The organism is Colwellia hornerae, assembly GCF_007954355.1.
Classification (GTDB): Bacteria; Pseudomonadota; Gammaproteobacteria; order Enterobacterales; family Alteromonadaceae; genus Colwellia_A; species Colwellia_A hornerae.
This window is the reverse complement of the sequence record NZ_VOLR01000012.1, coordinates 125,543-145,990: the sequence shown is the minus strand read 5'-3', so window position 1 is coordinate 145,990 and position 20,448 is coordinate 125,543. Positions and strand designations below refer to the sequence as shown.

The window sequence follows — 20,448 nt, the reverse complement described above, 5'->3', positions numbered from 1 at the left end:
CCATAAATAAAACGCTGTACATTAACAATAATTGTTAGTGTACATCCTTCCAATATTCAACTTTAAGTAAGTAAGCAAAAATAAGGAAAATAAATAAGAAGCCTATTACCCAATACCCCATAGCTTCACGTTTAAGCTTGCTTGGCTCACCAGTGTATTCTAAGAAGTTGGCTAAATCACGAGCAAAAGCATCGTATTCTTCAACAGTCATAGAACCACCCGTTGCTTCGCTGAGTTTACCATTTTCGTCCATCGTACGAACGCCTTGTAACCCCTGTAAAACATGCGGCATACCGGCATTTTTTAATACGGTGTTATTAACGCCAAAAGGACGTTCTGGATCAACGTAGAAAGAGCGTAAGTAGGTATAAATATAATCAGGCCCTGGCTTTAAACGCGCCATTAACGTTAAATCAGGTGGTGTATTACCGAACCATTTAGCCGCATCTTTTGCTGGCATAGTATTAGTAATATGATCACCGACTTTATCACCGGTATACATATAATTAGCAATACCATCGGCTTCACTAATACCTAAATCCTCAAAAGTACGATTGTATCTTTGGTACTGTAACTGGTGACAACCTAAACAATAATTAATGTAAGACTCAAAGCCACGTTTAAGTGACTCTTTGTCACTTAAATCATTACCGGCTTTGTCTAAATGAACACCACTGCTAGCAGCAAGTGTAAGCATAGGCACAAGCGCAAAAATTCCGAAAGTAAAAGCTCTAATAAATTTATTCATTATCCTGAAACCCTCTCTGGAACTGGCTTAGTTTTCTCGTTCTTACTGTATACCCATAAGGCAAGGAAGAAACCAAAATAACCAAACGTAGCGATAGTACCAATTAAGTTATAGACCGGTGTTGATGGCAACGTACCTAAAATACCCAAAGCAATAAAACAAATAACAAATTGCGCTAAGTTAACCGTATGAGCAGTACAACGGAATTTGATAGATTTTACGGTACCACGGTCAAACCAAGGTAATAAGAATAAGACAATGATCGCAGAAAACATCCCAACTGCCCCTAATAACTTATCAGGGATAACACGTAAAATGGTATAAAAAGGACCAAAATACCAAACCGGTGCAATATGCTCTGGTGTTTTCAAGCCGTTTGCAGGTTCAAAATTTGGCGCTTCCATAAAGTAGCCACCGCCTTCTGGGTTGAAAAACATTACCCAAGAGAAAATGATTAAGAAGATAACAATCGCCACTAAATCTTTTACCGTGTAATAAGGATGGAACGGGATCGCATCAACGATGTCGTATTTTTTAGTATATTGCTCATGGAAAGTAAATTTACTGTGCTCTTCTAATGGCACACTACCTTTAGGTTTTTTAATATCTGTGCCTTCAGGGTTGTTTGAACCCACTTCATGAAGTGCAAGAATATGTAAGAAAACTAATACAACTAAAACCAGTGGCATTGCAATAACGTGTAAAGCAAAGAAACGGTTTAAGGTAGCACCTGATATAACGTAATCACCACGTATCCAGAGTGTTAAGTCATCACCTATAATTGGAATAGCGCCAAACAGAGAAATAATAACCTGTGCGCCCCAATAAGACATATTACCCCAAGGTAATAAGTAGCCCATGAAAGCTTCAGCCATAAGTACTAAAAAGATCAACATACCGAAGATCCAAAGTAACTCACGAGGCTTTTGGTATGAACCGTACATCATGCCACGGAACATATGCATATAAACAACAACAAAGAACGCTGACGCGCCCGTAGAGTGCATATAGCGAAGTAACCAGCCGTAGTCAACATCACGCATGATGTATTCAACAGAAGCGAACGCACCTTCTCCTGATGGCTCATAGCTCATTGTTAACCAAACACCCGTTAACAATTGATTAACGAGTACGACACTGGCTAAAACACCAAAGACATACCAAAAATTAAAGTTTTTAGGTGCAGGATATTGACCAGCATGCTTGTTTACCGCGTCGGTTAACGGTAAACGTTTGTCAATCCACGCCATTAAATTAGCTAACATTATGCTTCTCCTGCGCTAACACCAATTAATAAGGTGTCTGCTGTTGGGAATGAATGCTCAGGAACCACCAAGTTTGTTGGTGCAGGAACGCTTTGAAAAACACGACCAGCCATATCGAATTTAGAACCGTGACAAGGACAAAAGAAACCGTCTTTTACACCTTCAACAAACTCTTCAAAATCGCCTTGATGATGAGTAGGAGCACAACCTAAGTGAGTACAAACACCTAAGGCAACCATAAACTCAGGCTTAATTGAACGATATGCATTAGTTGCATAAGTTGGTTGTTGAGGCTCTTCTGAACCTGGGTCTTTCAATTGATCGTCATGCGCCGCTAAAGTTGATAATATTTCTTCAGTTCTACGGATCACATAAACAGGTTTACCTCGCCATTCAGCGCGGATTAATTGACCTGGTTCTATTTTACTTACATTGACTTCAACCGGAGCACCAGCAGCTTTCGCTCTAGCACTAGGGTTCCAAGAACCAATGAAAGGCACAGCCAAACCGACAACACCAACACCACCTACTACCGAAGTAGCAGCAGTTAAAAAGCGTCGACGGCCGTTATTCACGGGCGCATTGCTCATTCAAAATCTCCAAATAACATTGTTTCAAACAAATTCGAATTATTATTCTCACAGCTACAGCGAGTTGCGAGAGGAAATACTTTCCAATTGTTTGCCCAAACTTGCGACAAAAAATTTTTCTGATAATAAAGAAATAAGCACTTTTTTACAAGTAAAAATAAGCGAAACATCAGTTATATATCTTTATTTCACTGACTTTATCACTTTAAACACATAGCTAAATACGAAAGATTATTATTTAAAAAACGCGCATAAAAGAATAGTTTCTCTTTCGCGATCCGATAAATTATTTTAATACTCATATATCCGAGTGTTATTGCTAACCATCAAAAAAGTGCTTGGTAAAGAGTACAACAAAAAAATCCTTTTGATGGATATTTTTATTGTTGATAACCGCTAACTTTAACGATAATAATTTTATCATTTTATTGGTATTCGCACGGGATTATTTATTATCGCTTAAGGTCACTTTTATAATAAAAATCTTCTCTAATTTAAGACTACAACACACACTTATTTTTGCTAAATGACAGACATAAAAAAACCGACATAAAGTCGGTTTTTTGAAAACGTATAAGGTAAATATTAACGTTTTGAAAATTGTGGCTTTTTACGAGCCTTGTGTAAACCAACTTTCTTACGTTCAACTTTACGAGCATCACGAGTTACGAAACCAGCTACACGTAGAGAACTACGTAAAGTTTCATCGAACTCCATTAATGCACGAGTAATACCGTGACGGATTGCGCCAGCTTGACCAGAAATACCACCACCAACAACAGTGATGTTAAAGTCAAACTTTTCTAACATTTCAACTAATTCTAATGGTTGACGAACAACCATACGAGCCGTTTCACGACCAAAGTATACAGAAATGTCACGCTTGTTAATTGTAATTGCACCGTTACCAGCTTTCATGAACACACGAGCAGTTGAGCTCTTGCGACGACCAGTACCGTAATATTGATTATCAGCCATTGCTTAAAGCTCCAAAAGTTGTGGTTGTTGTGCAGTATGCTTATGCTCAGTGCCCGCGTAAACTTTAAGCTTACGGAACATTTCACGACCCAAAGGACCTTTAGGTAACATACCTTTAACTGCGAATTCTAAAACACGCTCTGGAGCTTTTTCAATTAACTTTTCAAAGCTAATTTGCTTAAGACCGCCTGGGAATTCTGTATGCGAGTAGTAAATTTTACCTTTCGCTTTATTACCAGTTACTTTCACTTTCTCAGCGTTAATAACAACGATGTAATCGCCAGTATCTACGTGAGGAGTATATTCTGCTTTATGCTTGCCGCGTAAACGGGTTGCAATTTCAGTAGCGATACGACCTAAAGTCTTATTTTCGGCGTCCACTAAGAACCATTCGCGTTGTACGCTTTCTGGTTTTGCTACAAAAGTTTTCATTAAAAAACCCAATATTTATTATGTTACTTTAAATGATGAATGCTAAGAATTAACATCACCGGTTAAAAAGACCACGCTCTACCCCTTCGAGTATCGAGTCCATCGCCACTACTTTTCACAAAAGTCAAAAACAGTAGGCATTTGTAACGCAGGGAGCGAGGATTATACAGAAGTTATCCGCTAAGATCACCTATAAATCGCAATCAATTGCACTTTTTTTACACTTTTATCACGAATACAATCGCTAGCTGGTAACTAACCGCATTTAGAATCGCCACAATTTAAGCAAGTGGCGCAATGGTCTAATAAGACTACTGACTTTTGATAACATTTTACGCATTGACTTGCTGTGGCTGACAAAGCTAATGCGTCACTTCCCTCCTCGACTTTTAGTGCTTGGCGCTTTTCTTCAATATAGGCCTGTTGGTGGCTATCAATTTCACTTTTTGGCAGCATATCTAATGTTTTTAAGTGTGTTTCAATAACATGACCAATATCAGCAACCACCGATGGCATAAAAATGCCTGTGCCTCTCTGGTAATAGCCCCCTTTGGGATCAAACACCGCTTTTAGCTCTTCGACTAAAAAGGTACAATCACCTCCCTTACGAAATACTGCTGAGATAACACGCGTTAGAGCAACTATCCACGAATAAAATTCCATGTTTTTCGAATTGACAAAAATTTCGAAAGGACGGCGAATTTCTTGGTCACTTTCTTGATTGAGCAAAATATCATTAATAGTAATATAAAGGGCATGGTCTGATACCGGCGGTTTTATTTTATAGGTCGAACCAATTAACATTTCAGGACGCTTTGTACTTTCAGTCAGCTTATCTGCTATGGTTTTTATTTCTTCTTTGACAGCTAGCTGTTCAGCAATCAACACCTTAACCGCAGTGATCGCTTGATTAATTTCTATCATCATTAATTTCCTTGTTATTTTTCTTATTAGGCTGCATTAGAGCTTACCGTAATAACCTTCTTTTAAAGCGTCATGCAGATTTGCTGCCGTGTGTGTTTCGCCGTCGTACAACACCTCTTCATTACCTTTTACTGAAATCTCAGTACCATCGGCTAAGGTAAACTGATACGTTACATTGGCGAGTTCTTCGTCTTTTACTAAAACACCTTGATGAACTTCTGGGTTAAAACGAAAAGTTGTACAGCCTTTTAAGCCTTGGTCGTAGGCATATAAATAAATATCTTTGAAGTTTTCATAGTCAATATCCGTTGGGACATTAATTGTTTTTGAAATAGATGAGTCTATCCAGTATTGCGCCGCAGACTGAATATCAACATGTTCTTTAGGAGCAATGGCATCGGCAGATACAAAATAGTTAGGCAGCTTTTTATTGTCATCTTCGCTATATGCCAAAGCATCTTTATTGATAAAATGACGATATGCCAGCAGTTCATAACTTGAAACAGCGACTGATTCTTTTGATTTTTTACCTTCTCGAATAATATTGCGGTGATATTCATGTGCAAAGCTTGGTTCAATACCATTGGATACATTATTACCCAGACTGAGGGCTAAAGTGCCCGTCGGTGCTATCGAAGTATGATGAGTAAAACGCGCACCAACTTTAGCTAACGCCTCAACAAGTTCAGGATTTTCTTTTGCGATGCGTTGCATATAACGACTGTATTTTGCGTGTAACACTGAGCCTTTTATTTTATCACCCACTTTTATGTCATCTCTTTGCATTTCAGGGCGTTTTGCTAGCATTTGCTCAGTCACCACAAACGTTTGTGTAAGTATCGGCGCTGGGCCTTTTTCTTTTGCTAAATTTAACGCTTCTTGCCACCCCGTAATCGCTAAAACCTTTGAAACTTTTTCGGTAAAAGCTAAGGCTTCAGGACTATTGTAAGGTATTTTTAATAATGTCAGAGCTGAGCCTAATCCTAAGTATCCCATGCCATGACGACGCTTGCTTTGAATTTCTTGCTGTTGTTCCGCTAGCGGTAAGCCATTAATTTCTACTACGTTGTCGAGCATGCGAGTAAAAATTTTGACAACTTCGCGATATTTATGCCAATTAAATTTCGCACAAGAAGAGAAAGGTTGCTCAACAAATTTAACTAAATTTACTGAACCCAACAAGCAAGCGCCGTTGGGCGGTAATATTTGTTCGCCGCAGGGATTACTTGCGCGTAGTTTTTCGCAAAACCAGTTATTATTCATTTCGTTGGCGTGGTCAATCAATAAAAATCCTGGCTCAGCATAATCAAATGTATTGCTCATGATCATATCCCACAGTCTAACAGCGGGTATCGAGCTATAAATTTTACAGGCAATTTCACCTTTATTATTCAACACATAGTTATGCTTTTTAATATAAGCGTCATCAAAATGATTTTCTTTGAAGAGTATTTTATCTCGGTCGGTGATAACAATGTCATCGGCAAGTAATTCTTGGTGTGAGATAGGAAAATTGAGTGACCAGTCTTGTTGATTTTTTACCGCAGCAATAAATTCATCACTGATCAGTAGTGATAAATTAAATTGCCGTAAACGACCATCCTCACGCTTCGCAACAATAAAACGTTTAACATCCGGGTGAGAGATATCGAAAACGCCCATTTGCGCACCGCGCCGCCCGCCGGCAGAACTAATGGTAAAGCACATTTTATCAAAGATATCCATGAACGACAGTGGGCCTGATGTTGTGGCACCGGCGCCAGCGACAAAAGCACCACTGGGTCTTAAAGTAGAGAATTCATAACCAATACCACAACCCGCCTTCAACGTTAAGCCTGCTTGGTGTACCGCAGTTAAAATACCCGTCATTGAGTCATCAATAGTGCCTGAAACAGTGCAATTAATTGTCGATGTGGCAGGTTTGAATTGTTCAGCGCCAGCATTTGAAATTATCCGTCCCGCAGGATAAGCGCCACATTCCATTGCCCAAACGAATTTGTCGTACCATTTTTTTTTATCTTTATCTTCGATGTTTGCGAGTGCTAAGGCTACTCGTTGAAAGGTTTCAGAAATTGTGTTTTCTTGCGGCTGACCATGCTTATCTTTTAAGCGGTATTTTTTATCCCAAATATCAATTGAAGCAGGTTGTAGTTTAATACTTGTCGCTAAATCTTGTGAATAAACGTTTGTCATCGGCGTTCCTTTTGGCATTTTATTTTTGGGATATCTTACCTATAAAAAAAAAGGACAAAAGCCAAAGCACTACATATTGCGATCGAGATCAATAAAAAACACAACATATAGCCAGTTAACTTGAACAGGCTAAAATTGGCATAAAAAAATACCGATAGCTAAATCGGCATTTTTTATTATGGTCTTTGAGTAAAACGATCTATCTTGCTAAGGTAAGTGCTTACTTGCTAGATAATCATGCGACTGCATTTCTTGTAAACGACTTAAACAACGTTTGAACTCAAATTCCAGACCACCGTGGCTGTATAAATTTTCCATTTCGACTGCAGCAGAAATAATTAATTTTACATTACGTTCATAAAATTCATCAACCAGCGCAATAAATCGACGAGCTGCATCTTCACGATCGACACTCATTTGTTTAACATTGGCTAATAATACCGTGTGATACAACCGACTTATTTCCATATAGTCAGTTTGACTGCGTGCTGATTCACACAACACAGCAAAGTCGAAGTGCACAATACCGTCAGATTCTTCAATCGCCAGTAATGAGCGATTATTTATTTTAACATCCACGTCTTTCTTGCCTGGCTTCACCGACAACTGAATAAAATATTGTGCTAGATTTTCACTTGCCTCTGCATCAAGTGGTGCATGATAAATCTCGGCTTGCTTTAGGGTTCGTAAACGGTAATCAATACCGCTATCAACATTTACCACATCACAATGTTGATTAATGAGTTTGATGGCCGGTAAAAAACGTTCTCTTTGCAAACCATTACGGTACAGACCATCGGGTATAATATTTGACGTTGCCACTAAAGTAACATTATGAGCAAATAACTCTTCAAATAAAGCGCCAAGGATCATCGCATCGGTAATGTCTGAAACAAAAAATTCATCAAAACAAATAATACAGGTTTCATCGGCAAAACGTTTAGCGATTATTTTCAGCGGATCAGCTTGCCCTGTTAATGTTTTTAATTCTTGATGGACACGGTGCATAAAACGATGAAAGTGAACGCGCATTTTATTTTCAAAGGGCAGACAATCATAAAATGTATCAACTAAATAAGTTTTCCCTCGACCAACTCCGCCCCAGAAATAAAGTCCCTGAATGGTTTTAGTTTCAGATTTAGCAACAATTCGCTTCCAGCGATTAAGCACTTTCTTAAATCCTTCAACGGGTAAGGGTTTATTTTGAAAATCTTCATAGAGCCGTTGTAAGTTTTTTACCGCATTTTCCTGCGCATCGTCATGTAAAAAATCATCACGGGTTAAATCTTCATTGTACTTATCTAAGGGTGAAAGCTTGATCATTTATTGGCCACTTATATTTTGTTTCACAGAGTCTTATCAGGACTAATGGAATATTTTCTTGAAATTAACAAATTCGCAATCATATTCATTAGGTAAGCGCGAACAGAAGCGCTATTATACAAAATAAGTTCACATATTTTTACTCATTTTATTGAATATAACGAGGGTTTGACACTATGGATATAGTTTTAGCAATTTTTCTTTTATTAGTTGGTGCTGCAATAGGTTTTGTTGCTAGCCGTTTTTTATCTGCATCAGTCCAAGACAATCAGAAACTCAGTGAACGCGTCAGTAATAGTGAAGCCGCTTTAGCGCAATATAAACTCGATGTTGCAGAACATTTAGATGATTCAACAATACTTTTAGATAAGATGAATAGCACTTGCCAAACAGCTATGTTGCAAATGGAAAAAAGTACGCAATTGTTAAAGCAAGCAACACCTTTAGACGTTGATGGCATGCCATTTTTCTCAAAAGAAACCCAAGAGCAACTCGCACAAACGGTATCATTACGTCATAGCCGAGCCGAACGTAAAAATGAAGCAACAAGTACAGAACCACCACTTGACTATTCTGGGCAAGCGAGTGGACTTTTTGCTGACAAGAAACAAAGTGTTACAAATGTAGGCTAACGTTCTTTGGAACTAACGCACACAGCATAGGTCTTTAGTTAAGTATAAAATTACATTAATCATTTATGTTTATAAGAAGGTTGTCTCTTTTATGAAAAAACTGTCTGTTTTAGCAACAAGTATTCTTCTTTCCGGCTCTATTGCCGTAGCAAGTTTGCCCGTCCAAGCAAATTTACCTTTTTCCGTTAGTGGCCAACAGTTGCCAAGTTTAGCGCCGATGCTAGAAAAGGTCACTCCGGGTGTGGTGTTAATTTCGGTTACCGGTACCCACGAAGATAAATCTAAAGTCCCAGAAGCATTTAAGTTTTTCTTTGGAAACCCTGAACAAAACCAAACCAGAAAACGTGAATTTCGAGGTTTAGGCTCAGGGGTAATTATTGATGCTGCACAAGGCTACATAGTCACTAATAATCATGTCATCAATGAAGCTGATGAAATTCAAATAACCTTAAAAGATGGTCGTCAAATCACCGCAAAAAAAATTGGTTCTGATGCCAGTAGTGATATTGCTTTACTACAAATAGACGCCGAAGACTTAATTGAAGTAGCGCTAGCCGACTCAGATGATATACGGGTTGGAGATTTTGCTGTTGCCATTGGTAGCCCTTTTGGTTTAGGTCAAACCGTTACTTCAGGTATTATAAGTGCGTTAGGACGTAGCGGATTAAATGCGCAGAATTACGAAGACTTTATTCAAACAGATGCTGCCATTAACAGCGGTAATTCAGGTGGCGCACTTATTAACTTACACGGTAAACTTGTCGGTATTAATACCGCAATATTAGGCCCTAATGGTGGCAATGTTGGTATTGGCTTTGCCATACCCAGTAATATGGTCGACAACATTGTTAAACAGTTAATTGAATTTGGCGAAGTACGCCGCGGTGTTCTTGGCGTGTTAGGCAGAAGTGTTAATGGTGAAATCGCCAAGGCACTAGAACTTGAGTCAAGCCAAGGTGGCTTTATTGAGCAAGTTGTTGCTGATTCAGCCGCTGCAGATGCTGGTATTGAAGCCGGTGATGTTATCACCAAAGTGAACGGAAAAGTGGTAAAAACGTTTGCTGCCATACGAGGAAAAATTGGTTCAATTGGCGCCGGTAAGTCTGTTGAGTTAACGGTAATAAAAAAAGACGGTTCAGAAAAGACTTATGACGTTACGCTTAAAAAACAAGAAACACCAAAAGTAGAGGCCGCAAGCATTCACCGAATGTTAGATGGCGCTGAACTTCAAAATAGTACCAATGGTCAAGGTATTGATATTAAATCAGTAGAAGAAGAGAGTCCTGCCGCTGCTATTGGTTTACAAAGAGGTGACGTGATCAGTGGAATAAACCGTACACGTATAAAGTCTATCGGTGAATTACGCAGCTACTTAAATGATAACAAAGGGGTTTTTGCGCTCAATATTGTCAGAGGTAATAGCACATTATTTTTAATGATCCGTTAATACCCTTAGGTTAACAATAGACTTATCTAAGGCTCTTTATGAGCCTTTTTTATTTTTCAAACTATAAGATTAAAGCAGACCTATGCTATGCTAGCGATATTAAACATTGATCATAAAAATTAATTTTGAACATAATAAACCTAATAAAATACATTGTTCGTCCAGCCAGTTATGGTGTGATGATAGCCGTGACTTTACTCCTGTTGGTGCCAGAATTACGCACCAACACTTTGCAAGTACTGCAAAATAATCAGCAACAACAACAGCCGTTATCTTATGCAAAAGCAGTGAGTACTGCGAGTCCTGCGGTGGTTAACATTTATTCAGAAGATATAAGTACTAGCCCTGTCTATGGTGCAAAAGCCCGCAGGTCTACTCGGTTAGGATCTGGGGTTATCATGGATTCGAACGGGTATATATTAACCAACTTTCACGTAGTACAAAATGCTGATTTAATTAATGTTGATCTGCAAAATGGCCAACGTTTTTCTGCAGAACTTATTGGTTACGATACTTATACCGATTTAGCTGTACTTAAAGTAGACACGGCCAACCTGCCGGTTATTCCACAAAGAGCTAACTTACAATCGCTTGCTGGTGATGTAGTTTTGGCGATAGGCAACCCGTTGAATTTAGGACAAACCGTGACTCAGGGCGTTATTAGTGCCACAGGTCGTAGCGGTTTAAGTGTTATTAACTACTTAGAATTATTGCAAATGGACGCAGCAATCAATGATGGCAACTCCGGCGGCGCGCTTATCAATACCAATGGCGAGCTCGTTGGCATTAATTCGAGAAAGTTCATTGATACAGAAAGGAATATTCAGGGAATATTTTTTGCCGTTCCTTATTCACTTGCCCATAAAGTGATGAGAAAAATAATTGCCAATGGTCGGGTAATACGTGGCTACTTGGGCGTAAGTATCAACTCGCTACCAAACAACTTTAAAGGCTTTACTATTGCTGGCGTTGAAAAGAACAGTCCGGCCTTTAGGGCTGGCTTACAACCGGGTGATATCGTTTACCAGATCAATAATATTGCCATTAGTTCATTTATACAGGCACTTGATATTGTTGCTGAAACACAACCTGGCAGTATATTATCTTTTAAATTAATAAGAAAAAAACAGTTAGTCGAAGTCTCGGTCACTATTTCTGAAAAGCCAAAAGTTTAGTCCGTGATTAAATTATAATGCGAGTATGTTTCATCTCTTGCGCCATAAGTTAAGCAACATCTGGCGCTGTTGGTAAACGACTTGGCTGGTTCAGCTCAGCAAGACAATACTGATTACGACCATCATTTTTCGCCTGATATAGCAAATCATCCGCTTTTTTCATAATATCAGCGACAGCAACAGATGGAGATGATTGAACGACCACAGCACCAACGCTGACCGTTAATTGTGGCGAGACACTAGAATACTGATGCTTAATTTTTTTATCTTGGATCGCTTGAACGATATTACTGAGCATAATTGTAGCGCTAGCTTTATCACAATCCGGTAATACAATGACAAACTCCTCACCACCATAACGAGCGACGAAGTCTCGTGGCCGTACAAAAATTTCACGAAGCGCCTGTCCTACTTGCCTTAAAGCGACGTCGCCAGCACCATGCCCATAGCCATCATTATATTGTTTAAAGTAATCAATATCGAGAATTGCGACTAATAGATTACTGTGCTTATATTTAATCGCTGCGACTTCATTTTTTAAAACAAGGTCCATTTTACGACGATTATTAACTCCGGTTAAGGCGTCAATATGAGCAATTTCATCTAACATTTTACGCTGACGAATTAATTCTAAATGCATCATCACGCGAGCAATAACAATGTTGGGTTTAAAGGGCTTATAGATATAATCACAGCCACCTAAATTAAAGCCACGCTCTTCATCATCATCATTGGCTAAACCGGTAATAAAAATCACCGAAATATTCATCGTTTTATCATTGTTTTTTAACGTATCAATGACCTCAAAACCAGAAATATCAGGCATAACTACATCTAATAAAATAAGATCTGGAAGATGCTTTTTAGCAAGTTCTTTAGCTTGTTTACCATTTTTTGCAAAAATAATTTTTGCTTGTTCCTGCAATAATTCCTTCAGCATTTTGCGGTTTGCTTTGTCGTCATCAACAATTAAAATGATTTGCTCTACAGTTTTCATTTTCCACTATCAACTTTTCTTTCTTATAAAAACAAGTATTAATCAAGCTACACTTGACCCGCTAACTCTCACTTGTCCTTGAGCCGATTAAAGAGCAAGTTTATTTCTTAATACTTCGATACGGTTTAACGCACTCGAATATTCAATATCTTCAACTAATTCGACAATATTATCAACAAGCTTAACAAGATCAGTTCCTCGGGTAAATTCAAGCAACTGCGGTAATAGGTCTTCAACTTCAGCATCTTCTTTGTTAAGTAAGTCGACGATAGAATTCAGCAATACTTTCACTAATTCTTTGTTAATGGTTTTTTTAGGCTCATCACGTAATAACAAGTCATTATCGCTATCGGTTAAAGTCGCTAGAGCAGATAATATTTTTTGATGCTCTATTATCAGTTCCCTCATGAGTGATAAACAGCTCTCGGGTTGCTCTTTTATTTTTCCTTCCAACTCAGCTGATAATTCAGCTAAGTGGTAAGCACCGATATAAGCTGAATTAGACTTCAACGAATGAACCATTCGATATAAAGTTTCAACGTCTTTATCTTGGTAGGCCTGCTCTATTTTTTGCGGCAGTTGTAGAGTACTTTTATGAAAATCGACAACAAGTTTCTGATAAATATGTTGTCTGCCGCCCATCGCCAGTAAGGCTTTTTTACTGTTTAAACAGCTCAATTGTGCAATACGCTCTATTAACGGTTTTGCAGGATGAGCGGAAATCAGCTCAGTGTTATTAGAGTTGTGGTCTTTGATCTCGACAGATTTACTTACTGCGGTATTAATTTTATCACTTAAGTATTTTGCCATTAAACTAAATAGCGCATTAGGGTCAATCGGTTTAGTAAAGTATTCATTCATGCCTGCTGCCAAACATTTATTGAGCTCGTCTGGCATCGTGTGGGCCGTCATGGCAATAATCGGCAGTTCGTTAAATTGGGCTTGTTTTCTAATTTCTTGTGTTGCCGTTACCCCATCCATTTCAGGCATTTGAATATCCATCAAAACAAGGTCATAACTTTTATTGGCTAATTTCTTTAAGGCGACAAGGCCATTTTCTGCAACGTCAACATTCGCTTGGGTATCTTCTAAAAATCCTAAGACGACCTGTTGGTTTAACTCATTGTCTTCAACCAGTAATATATCAGTTGTTGAAAAGTCCATTAAACTTACATTTTTCATACTGTAAAAGTCTTCATCAGGGTTAATTCTTAATACATCCATCATCGCCTCTAACAGCAAACTAGCATTAACGGGTTTTTCTAAGAAGCCATCAATACCCGATGAATACGCTAACGGCATGGCATCACTTTTATCAAATGCGGTCACCATTAACACCGCTCGAACGTTATATTGATTTTTATCCTCTTGTATCGCTTTAGCAAAAGCAATACCGTCCATTTTAGGCATACGCCAATCGGTAATAACCAAGTCGTAAGGCTTATTATTACTTTTTGCCGTTGCTAACAATGTTAAGGCTATTTCTGCGCTAGCAACTGCGGTAATTTCACAATGAAATTCTTGTAATAACTCAGTAATAACATTCAAGCAAAGCTCATTATCATCGACCACCAAAATATTAAGCCCTTTAATAGCATCAATATTTATCAGCTCATTGCCCGGTAAATCGCTTTTTTCACAGACAATATTAAAACTAAATTTACTGCCTTCACCGAGCTTACTCTCAACCCAAACCTCACCGCCCATCAAACCACTTAATTCTTTGCAAATTGATAAGCCTAGGCCGGTACCACCAAATTTTCGGGTAATTGAACTGTCTGCTTGAGTAAACGACTGAAAGAGATTATTCATTGTTGATTGTTCGAGACCGATACCGGTATCACTAACACTAAATTCAAGCGTCAGCTGATTGCTGTCCTCAGCGGCTAATGACTGTTCAGCCAGACCGACTTCGATAAGAATATGTCCTTGCTCGGTAAATTTAATGGCATTACTGACTAAGTTCACTAAAATTTGTTGTAGGCGTACCGGATCAGACTTGATGTGCTTTGGCACATCACTATGTACTTTGACAATAAGCTCTAAATTTTTAGCATGAGCACGTAACGCACAGATATTATTGGTTTTCTTAATCAAGCCGCCCATATTCATTGTTACCGACTCTACCGACATTTTGCCCGCTTCAATTTTAGAGAAGTCGAGAATATCGTTAATTAACCCTAAAAGCGCTTGAGAAGCGTCTTGAGTTTTGCCAATTAAGTCTTTTTGATGGGGATCTAAATCAGTTTTCAGGGTTAAATAACCTAAACCAATAATGGCATTCATCGGGGTGCGAATTTCATGACTCATTTTTGCCAAAAACTCACCTTTTGCTTGCATCGCATATTCAAGTTCAATCGTGCGTTCAGCGACTTTTTTCTCTAAATTTCGGTTAATATCGAGCAAGGTTAAATGCGTTTCAACACGTGATAATAGTTCGTATTTTTCGATAGGTTTAGTTAAATAATCATTACCGCCAGCAGAAAAGCTTTCAACTAAGTCAACTACTTGGTTTTTAGCGGTTAAAAAGATCACCGGTAACTCATTAACTGAATATTTTTCTCGAATTTTTCGACAGACTTCATAGCCTGAAACTTTTGGCATCATAATATCAAGTAAGATTAAATCGAACGGACGTTCTCCAGCTAACAAGCCTTCACTAGCTTGCTTAATAAGCACTAAAGCTTGCTCACCACCATTGGCCTGAAAAAGCTGATAATCCAGTGGTAGTAAATAATTATTTACTACCTGACGGTTAATCGGGTCGTCATCAACAATTAACACCCGAAAATTATTACTTTCCTTATTGGCGGTTTTATCTTGCGGGGATAAATTTCCAACAGGAAAGTAGTCAATGGTGTTATCTAGGGCCTGTAATCGTGATAATTGCTGCTTAGTTTGCTCGTGATTTACATCGTCCACAGCGATAAGTTCACTTAATTCACTGTCATCGATATCGTAAATCGGTAGCGTAAAACTAAAAGTGCTGCCTTTATGCCGTGTCGAACTTACCGTTATAGTACCGCCATGTAACTCAACAAGCTGTTTTGAAACCGCTAAGCCTAAACCTGTGCCACTTACAGCACGCGTCTCGTTACCCCTAACTTGTTCAAATGATTTAAAAATAGTCGCCAAATTTTCTGCTGCGATACCCATGCCAGTATCGGTAATATCAATACAGACAAATTGTTGTTCATCGATATGGCTATTACCGACTAATTGCGCAGCAATAGTGACCGTACCTGATTGGGTAAATTTAATAGCATTGCCGATTAAATTAAAAAGAATTTGCTGTAAACGGTCCTCATCGGCTTTTACCGCGGGAAAGTCTCTAGCAATATTATTGATGAGCACGATATCTTTTGTTTTTAATGTCGCTCGAGATAAAGTAAATACCACATCAACCATACTATTAATATCAATTGCTGAGGTATGTATCTGTAAACCATGATTTTTTAATTTTGAAAAGTCTAAAATATCGTTGACCAAGTTTGATAACCGTCGACCGCTTGCCACGACCATAGACAGGTCATGATTCGCTTTATCCGGCAACTGGCCAGCAACACCATCAATAAGTGACTCGGCTAAACCAATAATACCGTTTAAAGGAGTGCGTAATTCATGAGAAGTATTGGCTAGAAATTCATCTTTTAATTTATCAACACGCGTTAAACGAATATTAATAGCCTGCTCTTTTAAGCGTTGATAATTCAAACGATAAATGGAGGCGACTAATAGACCAACACCGATAATAAAATAAAGGCTGAACGCCCACCAAGAAAGCCAAGGTGGCGGTAATACCGTAACGTTTAACGACTTTCCTTGTTCATTCCAATAACCGTCGCCATTACTGGCTTTTACCCGAAATACATAATCGCCGGCCGGTAGGTTAGTGTAGGTAGCTCGGCGATTTTTAGCATCGGTATAAACCCAACTTTCGTCAAAACCTGCCAGCATGTAGGCGTATTGATTATTCATCGGTTCGCTAAAATGTAATGCTGCAAAATCAAATGAAATTAGTCGCTCTAAATAGGTAAGGGTTAATTGTTCAAGTTGATTAATATCCGCATCAATAGTAAAGCTATTACTGATAGGATTATCAGTAATAGCTTTTGACGTTTGCTCTGTCACTACCTCAACATGTTTATTATGCACACGAAAATCAGTTAAGACGATATTAGGCAGTATTAAATTATCTCGAATATCTTGAGGATAAAAATGGTTATAGCCCTTAGAACCACCAAAAAACAATTCACCACTGGCACTTTTATAGAAAGCATTTGAGTTAAATTCATTGCCTTGTAAGCCATCGCTGGCATCGTAATTTTTCACGACTTTGGTGGTTGGGTTAAATTTAATTAAGCCGGCATTCGAGCTTAACCATAAGTTACCTTGATTATCGGGTAGAGCACCATAAATATTATTACTGCTAAAGCCTTCTTGCACACCAAAGCGGGTAAACTGCTCGGTATTTATATCAAATTTATTCAAACCACCACCATAAGTAGAAATCCACAGCACACTGTCAGACTCTTGATAGATGGCTAAGATATAATCATGGCTTAAGCTGTTGTTATTGTCTGGGTCATGCTCAAATCGAGTCACTTGTTTAGTCACTGGATCAAATTTATTAAGCCCTTGTTCAGTACCTAGCCATAACACACCTGAAGTGCCTTTTATTAAGGCCCAAACATTGTCGTCGCTTAAACTGTTACTGTTGTTTCTATCGTGTTTAAAATGCTCAAAGGTTTGTTTGTTACGGTCAAAGCGGTTTAAGCCTCCGCCCCAAGTCGCTAACCAAAAATTATTATCTGCGTCGGCAACCATTGCCCAAACACTACCATGGCTGATGCTATTAGGATCTTTAGGATCGTGCCGATAGTGTTCAAAGCTATTTTTATCAGGGTTATATTGATTTAAACCTTCTCCATCAGTACCAAACCAGAGCAGGTTATTATCATCAGAGTAAATAGATAAAACGATATCGCTACTTAAACTATTAGTATTAGCTTTGTCATTTTTAAATAATTGAAAATTCTTGCCATTATCACCTGTAACATTTAGCCCACCACCATAGGTGGCTACCCATAAAGTATTTTGTTTATTTTGGTAAAATGAAGTGACAATACCATTGCTTAAACCTGAAGAACTATTGTTATAAATTAGTGAGTTAAACTGAGCAGCCAAGGGGTCGACTTTACTAATGCCGCCACCAAAAGTGCCAAGCCAAATAGTGCCATTATTATCGCCATAAATATTCAATACTTTATCGCCACTGATAGAAGTCACGTTATTTGAATCCGCACGAAAGGCATGAATTTGTTCAGTGGTGATATCAAAAATGTTTAGCCCACCACCGTTTGTGGCCACCCAAAGGTTATCATTTTTGTCTTGATAAATATCAGTAACATTATTGTGACTTAACGCATTATTTTCTTTACTACCCTCGTTGTTGTCGGGGGGAGTAACATAATGGCTAAAACCAGAATTTCCATTACTGAGTTTATTTAATCCGGCCGTTTTAGTGCCGACCCAGACGTTACCCGCTCTATCTTGAAAAATAGCGGTAATATGATTTGAACTTAAACTGCTGTCAATATTGGCAAGATGACGATAACTAACAACCTTACTTTGTTTATCTGGGGTCAAGTAATGCTTTAAACCATCATTAATAGTGCCTACCCATAAACCGCCATCACTGTCTTGATGCAGGGCAGTAATCTCAACATCATTTAATAATATTGTAAAATGTTCACTAACGGGATCAAAGTGATTAACCCCAGCTTTGGTACCCAGCCAAAAACCGCCATTATTATCTTTAATTAAACGGGTTACGTGGTTGCTACTTAAACCCGTTTTTTGCTTATTGTTATGATAAAAGCGTTTAAAATGACCTGTTTTGCGCATCAGCTTGTTTAAGCCATTACGGGTCGCAACCCATAAATCACCTTGTTGGTCTTCACTAATACCGGTAATAAAGTTTTCAGAGAGTGACTGATTATCATTAATTTTATTGCGATAAACTTTAAAGTTATAACCATCGTAGCGATTTAAACCATCAGAAGTACCAACCCATAAATAACCTAAGTGGTCTCTAAAAATAACGGCAGCAAGATCTTGTGACAAACCTTCATTACTGGTCAAATGACTAAAGCTTAATGAACTGAGGTTAGTATTGGCACTCGCCCAATAAGATGAACAACTAAATGTAGACAATAAAAAAATAAGGCTAATGAAATTACGCATAAATATCTTAGTTATCCAACGGGTTGTGTGCATTATTACCAGGTATAAACATGTAGCGGTTATCACTTTAAAGTAAGAATTCACTTTATCTGCCGTAATTGTTAGCTATTAACGCAAAGTAACATCAAAAAAATCATTACATTATAAATCAATGGCTTGATAAAAAATAAATTTAACTAAGCTCAACAATAATAACCAGTTATGCTCAGAAGTAAAACAGTATTGAAAATTATAAATAAGAATTTATTTAGTACAAGTATACGTTTAAGTAAATAACTGAACCATTAACTAAAAAATTTACAATTTTATTTGCTTAAGCACTTAGCTTCCTTATGATGTACTGATGAAAAATAGCCGTATTGGTATGGGATGTTTGGTGAAAGCACATTTAGTCAGTAAAAGTAGTGTTAAGCGACTAGCAAGCGCTGATTTTGGTCAATTATCGAGTGGTGAGTCGACACAACTTTTTACTCTGCAAAACAAAAGTGGCACTCGAGTCAGTATTACTAACTTTGGCGGCATAATTACCACCATTAACACTGAAGATAAAAACGGTATTTTTGCTGATATTGTTTTAGGTTACGATAACATTCAAAGTTACGAACACGACCCTTATTATTTAGGTGCCATAATTGGTCGCTACGCCGGCAGAATTGAGCAGGGGACTTTTAGTATTGCAGATGAAACCTTTCAGCTGAGCTTAAATGCTCCTAACAGCCAACTTCATGGCGGAAAAAAAGCTCTTAATAAGCAATTATGGCAAGCCAAGACATTTCAAGACGACGGCTCAGCAAGCGTTGAGCTAACTTATACTAGCCCTGATGGCGAAGAAGGTTTTCCTGGTACCGTAAACTTCAAGATAATTTATCGCTTAGATGACGATAACCAATTCACCCTTGAGTATTTTGCCCATACCGATAAAGCCACCTTAGTTAATTTAACTCAGCACAGTTATTTTAATTTGGCAGGACATAACAGCGGCAACATTTTAACTCATCAGGTTTATATTAACGCTGACCATTTTTTGCCTATGACTGAACACGCTTACCCAACCGGTGAACAAAAGCAGGTTAAAGGCACGGCTCATGACTTTACTAACAAAACAGATTTACGCACGTTAGCTGATGAAATCAATGGTAAAGATCGACAAATAAAGATTGCTTTAGGTTATGATAATTATTGGCTATTAAACGAAGAGTGTTTAAGTGGTGAAGTTATGGCAGCAAAAGCCGTTGAAAAAATTTCTGGCCGTTGTATCAGTATTTATTCCGATCAACCGAGCTTAATTTTATATACCGCCAATTATATTGACGGTAGCCAAATAGGTAAAGAAGACTATTGTTACCAACCACACGCTGCACTTTGCTTAGAAAGCCAGCGAGCCAATAGTTTACAGCAAGGCTGCTCTCTCGATAATGTGCTATTGACCCCTGAAGCTGACTTTTACAGTAAAACCCGTTGGGTATTTTCTTGTCTTTAATGTTAAAGGTAAAAGATA

14 protein-coding genes are annotated in these 20,448 nt (G+C 38.2%); 4 read left to right on the top strand and 10 right to left on the bottom strand.

The annotated features are described in order from the left end of the window. Positions 1-34: 34 nt before the first annotated feature. From ESZ26_RS10345 to zapE, 8 genes are all read right to left on the bottom strand, one after another. Complete coding sequence (locus ESZ26_RS10345; protein ID WP_146799548.1) at positions 35-748, bottom strand: cytochrome c1; 714 nt, start codon at positions 746-748, stop codon at positions 35-37. Beyond that, positions 748-2,013, bottom strand: a complete 1,266-nt coding sequence (locus ESZ26_RS10340) for a cytochrome b (RefSeq protein WP_146799547.1) — start codon at positions 2,011-2,013, stop codon at positions 748-750. Before ESZ26_RS10340 ends, ESZ26_RS10345 begins: the two co-directional genes overlap by 1 nt. Then, the gene (gene petA / locus ESZ26_RS10335) at positions 2,013-2,603 is read right to left on the bottom strand and encodes a ubiquinol-cytochrome c reductase iron-sulfur subunit (RefSeq protein WP_146799546.1); all 591 of its coding nucleotides are present in this window, start codon (positions 2,601-2,603) and stop codon (positions 2,013-2,015) included. Before petA ends, ESZ26_RS10340 begins: the two co-directional genes overlap by 1 nt. A gap of 585 nt (positions 2,604-3,188) precedes the next feature. Next, on the bottom strand, positions 3,189-3,581 hold the full coding sequence (rpsI, locus tag ESZ26_RS10330) for a 30S ribosomal protein S9 (protein WP_146799545.1): 393 nt from the start codon (positions 3,579-3,581) through the stop codon (positions 3,189-3,191). A gap of 3 nt (positions 3,582-3,584) precedes the next feature. Beyond that, complete coding sequence (gene rplM / locus ESZ26_RS10325) at positions 3,585-4,013, bottom strand: 50S ribosomal protein L13 (protein ID WP_146799544.1); 429 nt, start codon at positions 4,011-4,013, stop codon at positions 3,585-3,587. Positions 4,014-4,268: 255 nt separating this feature from the next. Then, positions 4,269-4,940: a TSCPD domain-containing protein gene (locus tag ESZ26_RS10320; protein WP_146799543.1), complete on the bottom strand. Its 672-nt coding sequence runs from the start codon at positions 4,938-4,940 to the stop codon at positions 4,269-4,271. Positions 4,941-4,973: 33 nt separating this feature from the next. Beyond that, positions 4,974-7,130, bottom strand: a complete 2,157-nt coding sequence (locus ESZ26_RS10315; RefSeq protein WP_146799542.1) for an adenosylcobalamin-dependent ribonucleoside-diphosphate reductase — start codon at positions 7,128-7,130, stop codon at positions 4,974-4,976. A 207-nt stretch (positions 7,131-7,337) separates the two neighbouring features. Next, positions 7,338-8,453 carry a cell division protein ZapE gene (gene zapE / locus ESZ26_RS10310; protein ID WP_146799541.1) on the bottom strand — a complete coding sequence of 372 codons (1,116 nt, stop codon included), beginning with the start codon at positions 8,451-8,453 and terminating at the stop codon, positions 7,338-7,340. 176 nt (positions 8,454-8,629) lie between these two features. Between zapE and ESZ26_RS10305 the strand changes: the two genes are divergently transcribed. From ESZ26_RS10305 to ESZ26_RS10295, 3 genes are all read left to right on the top strand, one after another. Next, a complete protein-coding gene (locus ESZ26_RS10305; RefSeq protein WP_146799540.1) occupies positions 8,630-9,085 on the top strand; it encodes a Z-ring associated ZapG family protein in 456 nt (151 codons plus the stop codon). A 91-nt stretch (positions 9,086-9,176) separates the two neighbouring features. Beyond that, the gene (locus ESZ26_RS10300) at positions 9,177-10,532 is read left to right on the top strand and encodes a Do family serine endopeptidase (RefSeq protein ID WP_146799539.1); all 1,356 of its coding nucleotides are present in this window, start codon (positions 9,177-9,179) and stop codon (positions 10,530-10,532) included. Positions 10,533-10,657: 125 nt separating this feature from the next. Next, entirely contained in the window at positions 10,658-11,707 is a 1,050-nt protein-coding gene (locus ESZ26_RS10295; protein WP_211361219.1) for a trypsin-like peptidase domain-containing protein, read from the top strand. Positions 11,708-11,756: 49 nt separating this feature from the next. Here ESZ26_RS10295 and ESZ26_RS10290 read toward each other — a convergent pair whose 3' ends face one another. Then, positions 11,757-12,704: a GGDEF domain-containing response regulator gene (locus ESZ26_RS10290; protein WP_146799538.1), complete on the bottom strand. Its 948-nt coding sequence runs from the start codon at positions 12,702-12,704 to the stop codon at positions 11,757-11,759. 87 nt (positions 12,705-12,791) lie between these two features. After that, the gene (locus ESZ26_RS10285; RefSeq protein WP_170246356.1) at positions 12,792-18,950 is read right to left on the bottom strand and encodes a response regulator; all 6,159 of its coding nucleotides are present in this window, start codon (positions 18,948-18,950) and stop codon (positions 12,792-12,794) included. A gap of 343 nt (positions 18,951-19,293) precedes the next feature. Between ESZ26_RS10285 and ESZ26_RS10280 the strand changes: the two genes are divergently transcribed. Further along, entirely contained in the window at positions 19,294-20,430 is a 1,137-nt protein-coding gene (locus ESZ26_RS10280; RefSeq protein WP_146799536.1) for an aldose epimerase family protein, read from the top strand. Positions 20,431-20,448 lie beyond the last annotated feature (18 nt).

Bases quoted from the DNA above. Each gene is read 5' to 3' on its own strand.
- rpsI (WP_146799545.1), bottom strand. From the start codon at position 3,581: ATGGCTGATAATCAATATTACGGTACTGGTCGTCGCAAGAGCTCAACT.
- zapE (WP_146799541.1), bottom strand. From the start codon at position 8,453: ATGATCAAGCTTTCACCCTTAGATAAGTACAATGAAGATTTAACCCGT.
- ESZ26_RS10290 (WP_146799538.1), bottom strand. From the start codon at position 12,704: ATGAAAACTGTAGAGCAAATCATTTTAATTGTTGATGACGACAAAGCA.
- ESZ26_RS10345 (WP_146799548.1), bottom strand. From the start codon at position 748: ATGAATAAATTTATTAGAGCTTTTACTTTCGGAATTTTTGCGCTTGTG.
- ESZ26_RS10320 (WP_146799543.1), bottom strand. From the start codon at position 4,940: ATGATGATAGAAATTAATCAAGCGATCACTGCGGTTAAGGTGTTGATT.
- ESZ26_RS10300 (WP_146799539.1), top strand. From the start codon at position 9,177: ATGAAAAAACTGTCTGTTTTAGCAACAAGTATTCTTCTTTCCGGCTCT.
- ESZ26_RS10305 (WP_146799540.1), top strand. From the start codon at position 8,630: ATGGATATAGTTTTAGCAATTTTTCTTTTATTAGTTGGTGCTGCAATA.
- ESZ26_RS10340 (WP_146799547.1), bottom strand. From the start codon at position 2,013: ATGTTAGCTAATTTAATGGCGTGGATTGACAAACGTTTACCGTTAACC.
- rplM (WP_146799544.1), bottom strand. From the start codon at position 4,013: ATGAAAACTTTTGTAGCAAAACCAGAAAGCGTACAACGCGAATGGTTC.
- petA (WP_146799546.1), bottom strand. From the start codon at position 2,603: ATGAGCAATGCGCCCGTGAATAACGGCCGTCGACGCTTTTTAACTGCT.
- ESZ26_RS10280 (WP_146799536.1), top strand. From the start codon at position 19,294: ATGAAAAATAGCCGTATTGGTATGGGATGTTTGGTGAAAGCACATTTA.
- ESZ26_RS10315 (WP_146799542.1), bottom strand. From the start codon at position 7,130: ATGACAAACGTTTATTCACAAGATTTAGCGACAAGTATTAAACTACAA.
- ESZ26_RS10285 (WP_170246356.1), bottom strand. From the start codon at position 18,950: ATGCGTAATTTCATTAGCCTTATTTTTTTATTGTCTACATTTAGTTGT.